Origin of the sequence: Bacillus mycoides, from assembly GCF_001757995.1 — a bacterium.
Classification (GTDB): Bacteria; Bacillota; Bacilli; order Bacillales; family Bacillaceae_G; genus Bacillus_A; species Bacillus_A mycoides_B.
This window is the reverse complement of record NZ_LXLV01000010.1, coordinates 63,694-79,732: the sequence shown is the minus strand read 5'-3', so window position 1 is coordinate 79,732 and position 16,039 is coordinate 63,694. Positions and strand designations below refer to the sequence as shown.

The following is a 16,039-nucleotide window of genomic DNA, read 5'->3' as shown; positions in this document are numbered from 1 at the left end:
TATAATAGATAGGAGTTGTCATTATTATGAGTACTTGGACACAAATTTATGACCCATTAAACAATATTTGGTTATCTGCACTAATCGCAGCACTCCCAATTTTTTGCTTCATTATTTGTTTAGTGGGATTGAAAATGAAAGGTTACATGGCTGGTCTTTACAGTGTAATTGTTGCTATTATCCTTGCAATATTTGTTTATAAAATGCCTGCAACTGTAGCAGTAGCATCTGCCGGATTCGGTGTTTTATCTGGATTTTATCCAATTTGTACTATCGTTATCGCAGCTATCTTCCTTTACAAATTAACTGTTAAAACAGAACAATTCAATGTCATTCGTGATAGCATTTCAAGTATTACAAATGATCAGCGTTTACAAGTATTATTAATCGCTTATTCTTTCGGTGCTTTCTTAGAAGGCGCAGCTGGTTTCGGTGTTCCAGTTGCTATTACAGCTGCATTACTTGTAGGTATGGGCTTTAATCCATTAAAAGCAGCAGGTATTTGCTTAGTAGCTAATATCGCTGGTGGTGCTATGGGTGCTATGGGTATTCCAGTTACAGTACCTGCACAATTAACTGGGCTAGATGCATTAACTGTCGGTCGTCAAGCTGTTTACATTTTGCCATTCATTAGCATTGTTTTACCGTTCTTACTTGTTTCAATGGTAGATGGATTTAAAGGCATTAAAGAAACTTGGCAAGGTATTCTTGTAAGTGGTGTTTCTTTCGCAATTACTCAGTTCCTTGTGACTTACTTCTTAGGCGCTGAACTTACTAATATTTTCGCAGCAGTCGTAAGTATGGTCGCTCTTGCATTATTCTTACGTGTTTGGCAGCCAAAATCTTCTGCTAAAGAAGAAAAACAAGAAGAAAAAGAATCTCATACATTCAATCAAATTTTATATGCTTGGTCTCCATTCGTATTCTTAACTGCATTTGTAACAATCTTTAATTTAAAACCGATTAAAGCTTTATTTGCTCCGGATGGTCCATTGGCAAACTTAGTATTTAACATTCAATTCCCTGGTCTTCATAATGCGGTTATGAAAACTGCACCAATTACAAAGGCTGATACACCTTTCGCAGCGATTTTCAAACTAGATGTATTCTCTTCTACAACTACTGCGATTGTATTAGCAATTATCGTTTCACTTATCGTCTATCGTGTAAACGGCAAAATGATTAAAGAATTAATGATCGAAACAATAAAAGAACTAAAAGTTCCAGTATATACAATTTGTAGCGTTATCGCTTTAGCTTACGTAGAGAACTACTCTGGTATGTCATCTACACTTGGACTTGCATTCTCTTCTACAGGAAATGCATTCCCAGTTCTTTCTCCAATTTTAGGATGGATTGGCGTATTCATTACAGGTTCAGTCGTATCAAGTGGTTCATTATTCGCACCACTTCAAGCAGTAACTGCCGATCAGTTAAACATCGTTCCATCTACTCTCGTTTCATTAAACGTAGTTGGGGGTACAATCGCAAAAATGGTTTCACCACAATCTGTAGCAGTTGCTTGTGCAGCAGTTGGACTAGTTGGTAAAGAATCTGCTCTATTTAAAATAGTGATGAAATATAGTTTAATCTTCTTAGCTATTATTAGCTTACTTCAACTTAACTCTGTATTTAATATCTTCTAAAAAAAGCACCGATCCAAATGGATCGGTGCTTTTTACATTACATTTTTTTATCCCGCATTAACGGGCAGTAAAACTCCCACCCCAAAATTCGGCGAATACGAGGGAGTTAGGTGGGAGATCAACTGCCCGTAAAAGCCCGATTGGTTCAACTAATAATCAGTGGGGGATTCCCCCCCCACTGATTAAAGTTTCACTTTATCCTTTAATAAAGAAGCACCAGCAATTTCAGGATGCGTCATTTCGTATGGATCCAAAATAATATCAAGCTCTTCTGCTGTAAGTACACCATGTTCTAAACATAGCTCCCTAACAGATTTTCCTGTCGCAATTGCTTCACGTGCAATGCGAGAAGCTGCTTCATAACCAATATGAGGGTTCACCGCTGTAATAACTCCAACACTTTTTTCAACATATTGCTTAAGCAACTCTTCATTCGCTGTAATTCCTTTAATACAATATTCACGGAATACACGGAATCCATTGTTCATAATACTGATGGATTGAATTAAATTAAATACTAATACCGGTTCCATTACATTTAACTCTAATTGGCCAGCTTCTGACGCTAAGCAAATTGTATGGTCATTTCCAATTACTTGGAAAGCAACTTGGTTAATTACTTCTGCCATAACTGGATTTACTTTACCCGGCATAATAGATGAACCTGGTTGACGAGCTGGTAATTGAATTTCCGCCAACCCAACACGTGGACCAGAAGCCATAATACGAAGGTCATTTGCAATTTTAGACATATTCATCATACATACTTTTAGTGCTGCAGATACTTCTGTATATGCATCTGTATTTTGCGTCGCATCAACTAAATGCTCTGCACCAACAAGAGGGAAACCACTAAAAGTTCGTAAATGCTTCACAACTTGTTCTATATAAGTAGGGTTTGCATTTAATCCCGTACCGACAGCTGTCGCACCCATATTAACTTCGTATAAATGTTGACGAGACTGTTTAATTCTTTTTATATCACGCTCTAGCACTCTGCTATATGCTTCAAATTCTTGTCCAAGGCGAATTGGAACTGCATCTTGCAAATGTGTACGCCCCATTTTAATAACGTGATCAAACTCTTTTGCTTTATCATGAAAAGCAGAGTGAAGTTCTTCCATTGTAACAAGAAGTTCTTCCAGCATCATAAGAGTTGCAATATGAATCCCAGTTGGGAATGCATCATTTGTTGATTGAGCCATGTTCACATGAGTGTTTGGGCTAATTTTCGCATATTCACCTTTTTCGTATCCCATACGTTCTAACGCTCTATTAGCAATTACTTCATTAGTATTCATATTAATTGAAGTACCTGCCCCGCCCTGAATTGGGTCTACAATAAATTGATCATGGAACTTTCCATCCACAATCTCTTGTGCCGCTTCTGCAATTTCTTGTCCGATATCTTTAGCTAAGTAACCTGTATCTATATTCGCAAGCGCTGCCGCTTTTTTTACAATTGCCATTGCCGTAATGAGTGACGGATGAATGCGGTATCCTGTAATAGGAAAGTTTTCTACGGCACGTAATGTTTGTACACCATAATAAGCTACACTCGGTACTTCCTTTTCACCTAAAAAATCTTTTTCTATACGTATATCCTTCGTTGCTATCATTTTTCATCACCTATACTTTTCATTCTAAATCCTTATCTAAAGAATTCGCCCTATAAAATACGAGTATCATTAAAAGAATTCTTCAGTATCCACCTTCACTATATAGCACCTCTTTTGAAAGCGCAAACATTTATTTTTCTATATATCCTTTTTATTAAAGTTAATATAATAGAAAATTCATTCTTCTACTTTCTTTATTTCAACTCGCTTAATTTGATGCATATCCTTTTCAAGAACTTTAAAAGAAAAGCCGTGTTTCTCAATAATATCTCCCTCAGCAACGATTTGCTTTTGTACCATAATCCAACCACCAATTGTATCCACATCATCAGCGACCAAATGTATGCCAAATAAATCATTTACTTCGCTAATAAGCACTTTCCCCTCTACAATTTTACACACTTCACTTATATGTTCTATAGGTGGATGCTCATCTTCATCGTATTCATCTCGGATTTCTCCAACAATTTCTTCTAAAATATCTTCCAATGTAACAATCCCTGCTGTGCCACCATATTCATCATATAATACAGCTAATGGAATGCGCCTTCTTTGCATTTGCAATAGTAAATCATGGATTGCGATATTTTCTAACACTTCAATAACTGGACGTGTATATGGTGTAATCGAACACTCTTCATCTCGATTACCATCCATATAACGAATAAACAAGTCCTTTACATTAACCATCCCAATAATTTCATCTTTATCTTCACCAAATACTGGATATCTCGTATATTTTTCTTGTGCGATTATTTTAATATGTGTCTCAAACGGCTCATCTTCATATAAACCAACAACTTCAGTACGAGGTACCATGATTTCCTTTGCTACCCTGTTATCAAATTCAAAGATGTTATTTACATATTTAAATTCAGTTTGATTAATCTCGCCACTCTCATAACTCTCAGACAAGATTAATCTTAGTTCCTCCTCAGAATGCGCAACTTCATGTTCAGAAGCCGGATGTAAGCCAAATAAGCCTGTCACAAATCGTGCAGAGCCATTTAAAGCCCAAATAAATGGATACATAACTCGGTAAAAATAAATAAGGGGCTTTGATAATAATAAGCTAACTTGCTCTGCTTTTTGGATTGCAAAAGTCTTTGGAGCGAGTTCACCAATTACAACATGTAAAAACGTAATAACTGCAAATGCAATAATAAATGAAACTGTACTTGCAATTGCAGGAGATAAATCCAATTTTAAAAACAGTGGTTCGAGTAAATGTTTAATCGTCGGCTCTCCTAACCACCCGAGCCCTAAAGCAGTAATCGTAATTCCTAACTGACATGCCGATAAATACTCATCTAAATTTGAAGTTACTTTTTTAGCTGCCAATGAGCCTCGTCTTTTTTCACTAACGAGTTGATCGATACGACTGCTACGCACCTTTATAATTGCAAACTCTACAGCTACAAAGAAACCTGTTAGCCCAATAAGAACAGCTACCATCAATAATTTTAAAATATCCACATATGTCCTTTAGCTTTTCTTAGCTAAAGTTACACCTCCTTTAAATAAAGAAGTTTCACTTTAGTTTCTTCATTTACTTGAAAGCAACCCTATATAAAATTCACCAATTTTCAGCCCTCATACAATTCTAATGGCAAACCGTCAGGATCTTGGAAAAAGACGAATTTTTTTCCCGTTATCTCATCAACACGTATCAATTCCGTCTCAACATCGTATCGATTTAAATGTTTAACAGCTTCTTCTATATCAGTAACCGCAAAAGCTAAATGTCTAAGTCCAGCAGCCTCTGGAAAGCTTGCGCGGTCAGGCGGACTTGGAAATGAAAATAATTCAATTTGATACTCTCCTCCTACACATAAATCTAACTTATAAGAATTTCTTTCCTTTCTGTATACTTCATTCTTCACTTTGAAACCTAATATTCGTGTATAAAAATCCTTTGACACTTCATAATTTGAACAAATAATTGCAACGTGATGTACTCTACATATATTCATGATTCCTCTATTCCTCTCTTTACCAAACATGCATATTCTCACTTTAAATGAAAAACATATATATCAGAATATCTCTTTTAGGGGGCTTATTATGAAATTTATCACTTTTTTCGTTGGACTTATCGTTGTTTTTTTCCTCGCCTACATTGCTAGCAACAATAAAAAGCACATTAAATTTAAACCAATTTTCATCATGCTTATTATACAGTTAATTTTAACCTATTTATTATTAAATACAGAAATTGGTCTCATACTTATTATGATAATTTCCAACCTGTTTACGAGGCTACTTGAGTATGCTGCCAGTGGTATAAACTTTGTATTTGGTGGCCTTGCAAATAAAGGGGAAATGCCATTTTTCCTTAACGTATTATTACCGATTGTCTTTATCTCCGTCTTAATTGGTATATTACAACATTTCAAAATACTACCATTCTTTATTCGTTGGATTGGTTTCTTTCTTAGTAAAATAAACGGTCTTGGGAAATTAGAATCTTACAACGCCATCGCTTCCGCTATTGTCGGCCAATCAGAAGTTTTTATTACGGTTAAAAAACAATTAGCCCAAATTCCAAAACATCGACTATATACACTTTGCGCCTCTGCTATGTCAACAGTATCTATGTCCATTGTCGGTGCCTATATGACAATGATTGAACCAAAATATGTAGTAACCGCACTCGTTCTCAATTTATTTAGTGGTTTTATTATCGTACTCATTATTAACCCTTACGACGTTAACGATGATGAAGATATTTTGGTAATAAAAGGGGAAAAACAAAGTTTCTTTGAAATGCTTGGAGAATACATTCTTGATGGTTTTCGCGTAGCTATTGTCGTTGGCGCTATGCTCATTGGATTCGTCGCATTAATGAGTTGCATTAATGACCTATTCCTCATTATATTCGGCATTACTTTCCAACAACTAATAGGCTATGTATTCGCCCCTATTGCATTTCTTATCGGCGTACCAAGTTCTGAAATTGTCACAGCGGGTAGCATTATGGCAACAAAGCTTGTAACAAATGAATTTGTAGCAATGATGGATCTTAGTAAAATTTCCAGCACTCTCTCTATCCGTACAGTTGGTATTATTTCTGTCTTCCTCGTTTCTTTTGCCAACTTTTCTTCCATTGGAATTATTTCCGGTGCGGTAAAAGGGTTAAACGAAGAACAAGGAAATGTTGTTGCCCGCTTCGGCCTAAAATTACTATACGGCGCTACTCTTGTTAGTATTTTATCTGCTATTATTGTAAGTATTATGCTTTAATTAGGTAAAATTTTATCATTTTCTTATCCCTGTTTTTTGTATACAATAACGAATAGATGTCTTATAAATAATCAAGACATCTATTTTTTATACATGTACAATACCTTTTATTTAGCGTAAAATATTTTTTATGTGTTTTAATACACTTCTAGATGTATACACTTTGATTGTTTTAAAGGAGAAAAAATGATGAAATCCGACATTAACAACGAAACTCGAGCCAAAAAAGGACGTTCAAAGAAAAAGCGCCTACTTTGGTTCCTTCTTATTCCCTTACTTATTGTAGCAATGGGAGCAGGAGGCTACTCCTTCCATATATACAGTAAAGCAAAATCCGTCTTAAGCAACGCCTATTCTGAACTCGGTCGAGGAGATAAATCCAGCAAACGTGAAAAAGCTGTTAAACCTATGACTGATAATATTTCTGTCCTGATTATGGGTGTTGATGAAAGTGATATCAGGGAAAAGGGTTACGGAAAAGCGACTCGTACAGATGCATTACTACTTGCAACAATTAATAAAAATGATAAATCTGTTAAACTAGTTAGCATTCCACGTGATTCACGCGTCTACATTAAATCACGTGATAAATATGATAAAATTACACATGCACACGTATTTGGTGGTGTAGACAGCACAATTGATACAGTAGAAAAATTTTTAGATGTCCCAGTTGATTACTATGTAAAATTTAATTTCAAATCCTTTATCAAGATCGTTGATTCTCTAGGTGGTATAACTGTCGACGTTCCAGTTGAGTTCACAGAACAAAATAGTAGCGACGAAGCAGATGCAATTCACCTAAAAAAAGGGCGTCAACATTTAAATGGAGAAGAAGCACTTGCACTAGCTAGAACGCGTCATATTGATAGTGATTATATGCGTGGTCAACGACAACAACTTGTTTTAGAGGCTATTGCTGAAAAAGCCCTATCTCTCAATTCCATTAATAAAATCGGAAGCCTATTAGATGCTGTCGATAAAGATTTAAAAACAAATTTAACTTTTGATGATATGATGGCTATTGCAAAAAATTCAATGGATTCAAATTTAAAAATGGATAAATTGCAAGTGGAAGGTACTGATAAATATATAGGTGGTATTTATTATTACGTTCCAAACGAAAAAAGTGTTAATGATATATCGACAACACTTCAAGAACATCTCGGTGTTACGAATAAAAATGAGCATAAAAAATTATAATAAAAAGGCTGCTAGATTTTTCTAAGCAGCCTTTTTATTATAATTTTCAACATATTTCTCATGCATATTGTGACAAAAAGAGACAATTATTACAACGGTGTAACATTTTTTATGAAAACATTACACACATAGTTAAAATAATAGTATACTAGTACGTACATAATGTTATTTTCATCATTTTTATACAAAAAATGTAATACATATATTTATACAAATTTTTCTGGGGGGAAATAAATGAAGCTAAGCAAAATACTGATCGGTTCCGCTATTGCCGGTGGCATATTACTTTGTGTTGGTGGTGTTGGTGGATATCAATATGTATCCAAATTAAATAATCAACTAAATACAACTGCACTACCAAACACTACATTTGAAGGTATTTCTCTTGATGGAAAAAATAAAGCAGATATTCAAGCCATTGTTAATCAAAAGGTGAATGAATTAAATCAAAAATCTCTTAACTACGTATTCCAAAATGATAAACAAACTTACATATGGAAAGATTTAGGAGTAGATTATAAAGAGAAGGATATTGTCGAAAATATCTTTAAAGAACAAGAAGGGAACGTAATGAATCGTTACAACATGCGTAAGCAAGCTGAAAACGGTGAAGTAAAACGTGACTATAAATTAACACCACAATTAAATACAACAACTTATGAAACCTTTATAAAGGATAAATATAATGAAACATTAAAAAATCCTGTCAACGCCGAATTAAGTGTTGAAGGCTCTACAGTAAATATTAGCCAAAGTCAAAATGGAGAAAAAATTGATAAAGGAAAATTAACCGATTTAACAAGCGCAGCTATTACTTCTGGCACATCCGATGTTGCATTACCAGTTACACCAATAAAACCTGAACGTTCTACAGAAGATATACAACAAATGGGGATTAAAGAAGTGATTGCTGAATACTCTACCCCAATGGCTGGCCGTAATGGAAATCAGTCCTATAACGTAAATAAGTCAGCTAATACTTTAAGTGGAGTTATTGTAGCACCTGATGAAACGTTTAGTTTTAATGGCCGTGTTGGCGTAACTGATGCTGCACATGGTTATAAATCCGCAGCAGTATATTCACAAGGTAAAGTTATACAAAGTGCAGGCGGAGGTGTTTGCCAAGTCAGTAGTACTTTATATAGCGCAGCTTTAAGGGCAGATTTAGGAATTGTTTCTCGAAGCAATCATTCTATGCCCGTAAATTATTTACCACTTGGGCAAGATGCAGCAGTGGCAGATTATGGTCCGGATTTACAATTTAAAAACAATACAGGTAAGCATATTTACATTCAAGCATTTTCAAATGGCGGCAGTATTACTACACGTATTTTCGGTACAAATACTGGTAAAAATGTTGAAGTTTCTTCTCAAGTAATTAGTAATACTGGTGATAAAATAACAGCGGTTACGTATAAAAAAGTAACACAAAACGGTGAAGTAATATCAAATGGACAAATTTCAAAAAGCGTATATAAAAGTGCCCCAAAACAATGAGATAATATCAAACGGACAAATTTCAAAAAGCGTATACAAAAAGGCGTGATCTACTCACGCCTTTTTCTTTTGCAATAATAGTAAAAAATTCCCAAGATGGTCCTGCGTTTCTTCTAAAGACCATATACGATTCCCTTGCTTCGCAGCTAATACGCACGCCTCTTCCCAAGCGTTCTTTTTCTTCATATTTACTAATTCATTGCGTAATTTCAAAACAATTTCTTCGTCTTCTTGCTCTATAAACTCTTCCATCACGCTTACTATTTCATCCTCATGAATACTTAACGTACAGTACGATTTAAGAAAGTATTGTAATGTTAGATACATATATACTCCCCCCTTTATTTATCTGATGGATAAGAAGTAATAATCTTAAATCCTAGATCTCCTGATTTATCTCTCGCTAAAACAGTAACAGTCTTTACTAGTTTGTCTTTTACATTCATATTTTTCTTTATTACCGTTTTTCCAACTGGGAATGAATGAGTTGTATTCAATACAAGGCGAGCCTCTTTAGAGTTTTTCAACCAATCCTGAATTTCTTTATCATGTTGTTTTAAACTATCTTTCACAGCCTTTGTCGCTGTTTCCTTATCATAGTATGTACTTGCCGCTGAAACTTTATCTGTCTTCAAACGATTCTTCAAATCCTCTTCTGATTTGCCTACATGCCTTTCAATCGTATGACCATTTTTAGGTGGCCCTTCCATTTCATCTAAAATATTATCACTAATTTTTTCTACTGATGTAGAATGATCCTCTTTTGGTTTTTCTGGTTTTTGTTCTTTTCCTGCACATCCACTTAAAATCAGCATTAGTGCCAATAAACTACTCAAGAAAAGACTACTTAGTCGTTTCATCGTATCACCTCTTCCATGATTATTATCGTAACTCCACTAAAAGTCAATTTCACAAAGAAAAAATGGATACAGTTTTAAAATACCTCATTCATTTTTCTATATTTTCCAATCCACTTTCATTAAACCACTGTTTTTCGCCCATTTAAAAATATACCCCCATGTTTTTATGATTATTTCCCGGATAAAGATACCAATCATAACACTCCATAAACCCTTTAAATATAGGATTTATTGAGTATTTTTTAAACAAACTAAATATACCCATGTTTTCATATACCCAATACCTTTATAAGGTATATAGACCCCTTCCTATCAACTGTTTTCTACATTATGTAAATTTACACTTGCCTATACAATGAAAATATGGTGTAATGCAAAAAAAGATAAAGGATTATAAAGAATGGCTGAAACAATTCAAAACTTCTTAACAGACTATTATTCCATCGCAATTCCACTTAGTATCTTAATCAATATCATCATTAGTCTTTTAGGTTTTATCCCTAGTATTTTTTTGACCGCCATTAATATACAGCTCTTTGGTGTAACGAATGGCACAATCATTTCGATCGCAGGCGAGGCATTAGGGGCTATTATCTCGTTTTATATTTATCGCATAGGCCTTCAAAAGTTCACTCACGATAAAGTAAATAAGTACCCAAAGGTAGAGCGTCTTCTTTATGTAGAAGGCAGAGAGGCCTTTCTACTCGTTCTATCGTTTCGATTGATACCTTTCATCCCATCAAGTATCGTTACTTTATTTGCAGCTCTAGGCAAAATGTCACTACTCTCCTTCAGTATTGCCAGCACAATAGGGAAAATACCGGCCTTATTGATTGAAGTATATTCTGCATATCATGTCATAAATGGAACAAATGAAGCGAAGTGGATTGTAACAATCGCGGGTTGCGTTGGATTATTTTATTTGTGGAAAAAATGGAGAAAAAAATAAAGAAGGAGCATAAGCTCCTTCTTTATTTTTGAGGTATTTTATTAATAACTAGTCCTTAAAGCCTTAGTTTACACCAACAGCACTAAATGATTGCTTAACTGCTGCTACTTCTGCAGAGCTAGCACCATATAAATCCGCTGCAGCTTGTACTGCACCAGCACGAGCTTGACTAAATGTAGTAGATTGCGTGAAATACTGTGTATTTGCACGGTAGTAAATCGCACCTAATTTATCTTTACCGATACCAGTTACAGTTACACCAGAATGCGTACCACCATTTGCTAATAAATAAGCTTGTTTGTTAATAATGCCACTATTTGTATGAACGCCACCGTTATCACTTGAACCAGTGTAACGCTTAGAATAATGGTCTGGGTCACCATATTTCGCTGGATCACTCATAGAACGAAGTGCATCTCCCGCCTTACCAGGTGTATAAATATCTTCACCAATCTCCCAATCTGGGTTACGGTTATCATAGAATTCTACTAAAGTACCAAAGATATCAGAAATTGCTTCATTTAGCGCTCCTGATTCATTTTGATAAATTAAATCTGAACTGTTTTCTGTAACAGCATGCGTTAATTCGTGGCCAATTACATCAATGCCACCAGATAATGAAGTGAATGTTACACCATCACCATCTCCGTATACCATTTGTGAGCCGTTCCAGAATGCATTATTATACTTACTTCCGTAATGAACTGTTGATTTTAATGGTGCTCCTGCATCATTAATAGAGTTTCTGTTAAATGTAGCTTTATAGTAATCATATGTTTTACCTGCATAGTAATGAGCATCTACTGCCGCTGCATCATACGCTGCATTGAAAACATTATCTGCATCTGCCCATAATGTTCCTGGTAATGTTGAGCGGTTTTTCGCATCATATGTGAAAATTGTTGCTCCGCGCGTATTATCTTGCAAGTAGTAAGATGATCCAGATAACGTTGTATTAAGCGATTTCGTATCTCCTAATACACCTTTACCAGTTCCCACTTTATTCGTTCCTGTTACAGGCTTTACAACCGCTTTCGCTTCCTGTTTAGGAGCATCTTGCTTAACTGGTGACTTATCATCATTCGTTACATGATCAAGTTTATTATATTTATTTAACACTTTACCGCTTTCCGCTTCAATGAAATAGTAATAGTTTCCTGGATTTGGCTCTAAGAAGTTTAAATTCACAACATATGCATATGTTGTTTCTTCACCGTTTTGATATACATATAAGTCCGCTTTTGGATCCACCTCATATTTAGGTGTTACCCCTAAATCTTGTTGCGCGATTTCAATTGCTTTTGCGCCTTCAATCTTATTTTTGTTTTTCAACTTTTTCTTCTTGTCTAAATCAGGCGCAACTGTTCCAGACAGTACTTTTAAAGAACCATCTTTACTTACGTGAGCTACTTGAGTAGACCCCCATACAGGTACTCCTTCATAAACTTGTTGCATACGTACTACTGTTGAATCAGTTACAGCATCTTTTTTCACTTGTTTCACTTTGAAAGAATCTTGGGCACTCTTTTCTCCTAACTTATATTCACCTTTTGCCGCGTTTAAGTAATCAAACACAACAGATTCCGCTTTCTTACCAGTCGCTCCAGTTAGATCACCAGAAATAAACTCAGGTGACTGTACGGTCTCATTGTACTTCTTTGTAGAGAGCACATTTTTAGAATCCGCAAATGCAGAGCCTGTCCCTCCAAATGTAGTAACTGCCATTCCTGTCGCTAACACTAACGCTAAACTCTTCCTTTTCATATAACCTTCCCCCTAATAAAAAATTTTTGAAAAAGAGTAATTTCATATTAGCATTATGTTTCCACTATTAATATACTAAAAATTCAAATAACTTTTTTCTCAAGTTTTGTAGAATTTTGAGGAACAAATATTGAAAAACCCCTTTCCGATTGGAAAGGGGTTTTTACTAAGAGTTTACTACTTCAACTACCTTCTCTCCTTGGCCATAGATATCCGATGTCCAAGCATATTGTGGCTCCAATACCACTAATACAGCTACCAAAGCCAAAGCACCAATAATTATTTTTTTCATATTATTTTCCTCCCTTTTCTTCTAATAAATTAATTGCTAATTTATAATAGCTATTACTTTCTCGAAACTCTAACAATTCTTCATGATACTCTGCTAGTTCTAAATACACCCTTTTTAATTCCTTTTTATTCTCTTCGCCTCTAAAAAATGGGATTGCTTCAACTTCTAAAAACTTTTTATAAACATCTTTAGTTTCAAAGTATTTATTCTTAAGCATTAAAAGTATATACAGCATACTTTTATACTTTTCATCCCTCTTCGCAACACCTATCCCTTTACTAATCCAATCTTTCGCTTCTTCAAACTCTTTTAATTCAATACATTGTAAAGCAATCTCATATACTGCATCAATATAATTTAAATCCTCTTCCTTCTTATACTGTAAGCATTGCAAATAATAATCTTTAGCTTTTGCATAATCTTTTAAGTTATAGTACAAGAATCCTAAGTTATTTAAAGCAATGGCTGTTATGCTTTCTTTATCAGCAAAAGAATTCGCTTCTCTCAAAATATTATTATAAATAGATAGCGCTTCATTATATTGTTTTTTTTGTATATAACTCAGTGCAATGAGTAATTGGCAATTTATCACATAACGGAACTTATATTCGTTCTTAAACCCTTCCATTGCCACATTAGCAAAATGTAAAGTCATATGTTCAACTTCTAATTCATTATAAACAAGAGCTAAATTGAAATATATCCCATTTTCATGATACCCTTGTTCCTTCGCCATTATTTCTGTTCGAGCTAAGTACTCTAATGCCTTCTTATATTTATGTTGTAAAAAATAATATAACCCTTTGCTATACGTATATAATAATTTCTGAAATGGTGAATACTTTTTGTACATCTTCTTTAAGCTCTCTAACTCTTCTTCAACAGCAGGAAAATCCCTTTTCATAATTAAATACCGCGTATAAAGCAGTTTATAATAATTTATAATTTCAAAATCTAAAACATGCTTCATTTCACCTTGCAACTCTTCGTATATGCGTTCTACCTGTTGCTTGTCCAAATGAATTAGTGCATTTAACCACTCATCCAACTTTACTTTCACATCTTCTTCTACATCTCTCAAATCCGTCACAGCAATTTCTAGTCTTGTGCAGAGCAATTGTAGAATTTCTTCTGATGCTTCAATCTTTCCATTTTCGATCTTACTTAAGTATGAGACAGAACAAATGCCCTGACATAATTCTTCTTGTGTCATTTTTTGCTGTAGCCGTTTATAAAAGACTTGTTTGCCTATTTTTTCTAATGTTTGTTGCATTGTCCTCCTCCATTCTCATTACCCCCATTACTCTAATAATACATAAAATCCAGAGAAATATAAATTGATAAATGTAAATTTTCTAAAAAATATGCATTATTTCATTTTTTTCTCTCTTGACTTCAATCCTCTATTACTTCTTTGCTACGAAGGGTGGAAAATTGGTATACTATAACCAAATTACGGAGGTGTTTTCGCAATGAATCATTATAAAGACGATAGTTATGCCTTACATACAGATTTATATCAAATCAACATGGCTTATACATATTGGAAAGATGGTATTCATACTCGCCGTTCTGTTTTTGATTTATATTTTCGAAAGCTTCCATTCGAGAATGGCTACGCTGTTTTTGCTGGCCTTGAGAAAATTGTAGAGTACATAGAAAATTTCAGTTTTACAGAAAGCGATATCGCTTATTTAGCAGAATTACAATTTGAAGAAGAATTCCTTCATTATTTACAAAATATGAAATTCACTGGAACGGTTCGTAGTATGCAAGAAGGTGAAGTTGTTTTTAATAACGAACCTTTATTACGGGTTGATGCACCACTCGGTGAGGCACAAATAATTGAAACCGCCCTCTTAAATATTGTAAATTACCAAACATTAATTGCTACAAAAGCTGCACGTATGAAGCATGCTGCAAATAATGATGAACTTTTAGAGTTTGGTACAAGGCGTGCTCATGAGTTTGATGCTGCTCTTTGGGGCACTCGCGCTGCCTTTATTGGTGGGTTTTCATCTACAAGTAACGTTCGGGCAGGGAAACGTTTTGGCATCCCTGTAGCTGGCACACATGCCCACTCTTTCGTTCAAGCATATCGTGATGAATATGTTGCGTTTAAAAAATATGCTGAAACACATAAAAAATGTGTATTTCTCGTCGATACATACGACACTTTAAAATCTGGTGTTCCAAATGCGATTCGTGTTGCAAAAGAGTTCGGGGATCGTATCGATTTTTATGGCATTCGCCTGGATAGTGGTGATATGGCATATTTATCAAAGGAAGCGAGAAAACAACTTGATGAAGCTGGATTTACAAACACAAAAATTATCGCTTCTAGCGATTTAGACGAATATACGATTATGCACTTGAAATCTCAAGGGGCAAAAATTGATATATGGGGTGTTGGCACAAAGCTGATTACAGCCTTTGAGCAGCCAGCATTAGGTGCTGTCTATAAACTAGTCGCTATTGAAGATACTGACGGGAAATTAAATGATACGATTAAAATTTCATCTAATCCTGAAAAAATTACAACCCCAGGACTTAAACGAATTTATCGTATTATTAACCGTGTTAACGATCATGCAGAAGGCGATTATATTGCTTTAGAGTCAGAAGAACCCGGAAAAGAAGAACGTTTAAAAATGTTCCATCCTGTTCATACATATATAAGTAAATTCGTAACAAACTTCGAAGCACGCGAACTGCATCAAGATATTTTCGTTAACGGTAAAAGAACGTATGAATTACCTAATATATTAGATATTCAAAAGTATAACGAACACAGCCTCTCACTATTTTGGGAAGAATATATGCGAACTTTAAATCCTGAAGAGTACCCTGTAGATTTAAGCCAAGAATGTTGGGATCATAAAATGAATTATATTCAAACTGTTCGAGAAAAGGTTGCGAAAAATATACAAAAATAAACAGAGAAGTTTCCCCTTCTCTGTTTTTTT

The 16,039-nt window shown here is 34.7% G+C and carries 14 protein-coding genes; 6 read left to right on the top strand and 8 right to left on the bottom strand.

Annotated features, from left to right (window positions below; all coding sequences use genetic code 11):
- Positions 1 to 26 precede the first annotated feature (26 nt).
- Entirely contained in the window at positions 27 to 1,646 is a 1,620-nt protein-coding gene (locus BWGOE10_RS02875; protein ID WP_070140840.1) for a lactate permease LctP family transporter, read from the top strand.
- Between the two features lie 182 nt (positions 1,647 to 1,828).
- Here BWGOE10_RS02875 and aspA read toward each other — a convergent pair whose 3' ends face one another.
- The 3 genes from aspA to BWGOE10_RS02860 all read right to left on the bottom strand — a co-directional run bounded on the left by aspA (position 1,829) and on the right by BWGOE10_RS02860 (position 5,238).
- Positions 1,829 to 3,265: an aspartate ammonia-lyase gene (aspA, locus tag BWGOE10_RS02870; RefSeq protein ID WP_016093356.1), complete on the bottom strand. Its 1,437-nt coding sequence runs from the start codon at positions 3,263 to 3,265 to the stop codon at positions 1,829 to 1,831.
- Between the two features lie 177 nt (positions 3,266 to 3,442).
- Positions 3,443 to 4,741, bottom strand: coding sequence for a hemolysin family protein (locus BWGOE10_RS02865; protein WP_070140839.1), 1,299 nt, complete (start codon positions 4,739 to 4,741; stop codon positions 3,443 to 3,445).
- 110 nt (positions 4,742 to 4,851) lie between these two features.
- Positions 4,852 to 5,238, bottom strand: a complete 387-nt coding sequence (locus BWGOE10_RS02860) for a VOC family protein (RefSeq protein WP_070140926.1) — start codon at positions 5,236 to 5,238, stop codon at positions 4,852 to 4,854.
- Positions 5,239 to 5,329: 91 nt separating this feature from the next.
- Between BWGOE10_RS02860 and BWGOE10_RS02855 the strand changes: the two genes are divergently transcribed.
- From BWGOE10_RS02855 to BWGOE10_RS02845, 3 genes are all read left to right on the top strand, one after another.
- Complete coding sequence (locus tag BWGOE10_RS02855; protein ID WP_070140838.1) at positions 5,330 to 6,508, top strand: NupC/NupG family nucleoside CNT transporter; 1,179 nt, start codon at positions 5,330 to 5,332, stop codon at positions 6,506 to 6,508.
- Positions 6,509 to 6,694: 186 nt separating this feature from the next.
- Entirely contained in the window at positions 6,695 to 7,711 is a 1,017-nt protein-coding gene (locus tag BWGOE10_RS02850) for an LCP family protein (protein ID WP_098786609.1), read from the top strand.
- A 234-nt stretch (positions 7,712 to 7,945) separates the two neighbouring features.
- Positions 7,946 to 9,208 carry a VanW family protein gene (locus tag BWGOE10_RS02845; RefSeq protein ID WP_070140836.1) on the top strand — a complete coding sequence of 421 codons (1,263 nt, stop codon included), beginning with the start codon at positions 7,946 to 7,948 and terminating at the stop codon, positions 9,206 to 9,208.
- Between the two features lie 54 nt (positions 9,209 to 9,262).
- Here the strand turns inward: BWGOE10_RS02845 and BWGOE10_RS02840 are convergent, their stop codons facing one another.
- Together BWGOE10_RS02840 and BWGOE10_RS02835 are read right to left on the bottom strand one after the other, a co-directional pair.
- Positions 9,263 to 9,535: a hypothetical protein gene (locus tag BWGOE10_RS02840; RefSeq protein ID WP_070140835.1), complete on the bottom strand. Its 273-nt coding sequence runs from the start codon at positions 9,533 to 9,535 to the stop codon at positions 9,263 to 9,265.
- 14 nt (positions 9,536 to 9,549) lie between these two features.
- Positions 9,550 to 10,068 carry an RNase A-like domain-containing lipoprotein gene (locus BWGOE10_RS02835; RefSeq protein WP_070140834.1) on the bottom strand — a complete coding sequence of 173 codons (519 nt, stop codon included), beginning with the start codon at positions 10,066 to 10,068 and terminating at the stop codon, positions 9,550 to 9,552.
- 400 nt (positions 10,069 to 10,468) lie between these two features.
- On the opposite strand from BWGOE10_RS02835, the gene BWGOE10_RS02830 reads away from it, so the two are divergent.
- Complete coding sequence (locus BWGOE10_RS02830) at positions 10,469 to 11,017, top strand: TVP38/TMEM64 family protein (RefSeq protein ID WP_070140833.1); 549 nt, start codon at positions 10,469 to 10,471, stop codon at positions 11,015 to 11,017.
- Between the two features lie 63 nt (positions 11,018 to 11,080).
- Here the strand turns inward: BWGOE10_RS02830 and BWGOE10_RS02825 are convergent, their stop codons facing one another.
- From BWGOE10_RS02825 to BWGOE10_RS02820, 3 genes are all read right to left on the bottom strand, one after another.
- Positions 11,081 to 12,781, bottom strand: coding sequence for a M4 family metallopeptidase (locus BWGOE10_RS02825; protein ID WP_070140832.1), 1,701 nt, complete (start codon positions 12,779 to 12,781; stop codon positions 11,081 to 11,083).
- A 166-nt stretch (positions 12,782 to 12,947) separates the two neighbouring features.
- Positions 12,948 to 13,073 (bottom strand): NprX family peptide pheromone, encoded by a 126-nt coding sequence (locus tag BWGOE10_RS32470; RefSeq protein ID WP_131798947.1) that lies wholly within the window; start codon positions 13,071 to 13,073, stop codon positions 12,948 to 12,950.
- A gap of 1 nt (position 13,074) precedes the next feature.
- Complete coding sequence (locus tag BWGOE10_RS02820; RefSeq protein ID WP_070140831.1) at positions 13,075 to 14,346, bottom strand: helix-turn-helix domain-containing protein; 1,272 nt, start codon at positions 14,344 to 14,346, stop codon at positions 13,075 to 13,077.
- 199 nt (positions 14,347 to 14,545) lie between these two features.
- Here BWGOE10_RS02820 and BWGOE10_RS02815 point away from each other — a divergent pair, with 199 nt between their 5' ends.
- Complete coding sequence (locus tag BWGOE10_RS02815) at positions 14,546 to 16,009, top strand: nicotinate phosphoribosyltransferase (protein ID WP_070140830.1); 1,464 nt, start codon at positions 14,546 to 14,548, stop codon at positions 16,007 to 16,009.
- Positions 16,010 to 16,039 lie beyond the last annotated feature (30 nt).

Bases quoted from the DNA above. Each gene is read 5' to 3' on its own strand.
- BWGOE10_RS02875 (WP_070140840.1), top strand. From the start codon at position 27: ATGAGTACTTGGACACAAATTTATGACCCATTAAACAATATTTGGTTA.
- aspA (WP_016093356.1), bottom strand. From the start codon at position 3,265: ATGATAGCAACGAAGGATATACGTATAGAAAAAGATTTTTTAGGTGAA.
- BWGOE10_RS02860 (WP_070140926.1), bottom strand. From the start codon at position 5,238: ATGAATATATGTAGAGTACATCACGTTGCAATTATTTGTTCAAATTAT.
- BWGOE10_RS02855 (WP_070140838.1), top strand. From the start codon at position 5,330: ATGAAATTTATCACTTTTTTCGTTGGACTTATCGTTGTTTTTTTCCTC.
- BWGOE10_RS02850 (WP_098786609.1), top strand. From the start codon at position 6,695: ATGATGAAATCCGACATTAACAACGAAACTCGAGCCAAAAAAGGACGT.
- BWGOE10_RS02845 (WP_070140836.1), top strand. From the start codon at position 7,946: ATGAAGCTAAGCAAAATACTGATCGGTTCCGCTATTGCCGGTGGCATA.
- BWGOE10_RS02840 (WP_070140835.1), bottom strand. From the start codon at position 9,535: ATGTATCTAACATTACAATACTTTCTTAAATCGTACTGTACGTTAAGT.
- BWGOE10_RS02835 (WP_070140834.1), bottom strand. From the start codon at position 10,068: ATGAAACGACTAAGTAGTCTTTTCTTGAGTAGTTTATTGGCACTAATG.
- BWGOE10_RS02830 (WP_070140833.1), top strand. From the start codon at position 10,469: ATGGCTGAAACAATTCAAAACTTCTTAACAGACTATTATTCCATCGCA.
- BWGOE10_RS02825 (WP_070140832.1), bottom strand. From the start codon at position 12,781: ATGAAAAGGAAGAGTTTAGCGTTAGTGTTAGCGACAGGAATGGCAGTT.
- BWGOE10_RS32470 (WP_131798947.1), bottom strand. From the start codon at position 13,073: ATGAAAAAAATAATTATTGGTGCTTTGGCTTTGGTAGCTGTATTAGTG.
- BWGOE10_RS02820 (WP_070140831.1), bottom strand. From the start codon at position 14,346: ATGCAACAAACATTAGAAAAAATAGGCAAACAAGTCTTTTATAAACGG.
- BWGOE10_RS02815 (WP_070140830.1), top strand. From the start codon at position 14,546: ATGAATCATTATAAAGACGATAGTTATGCCTTACATACAGATTTATAT.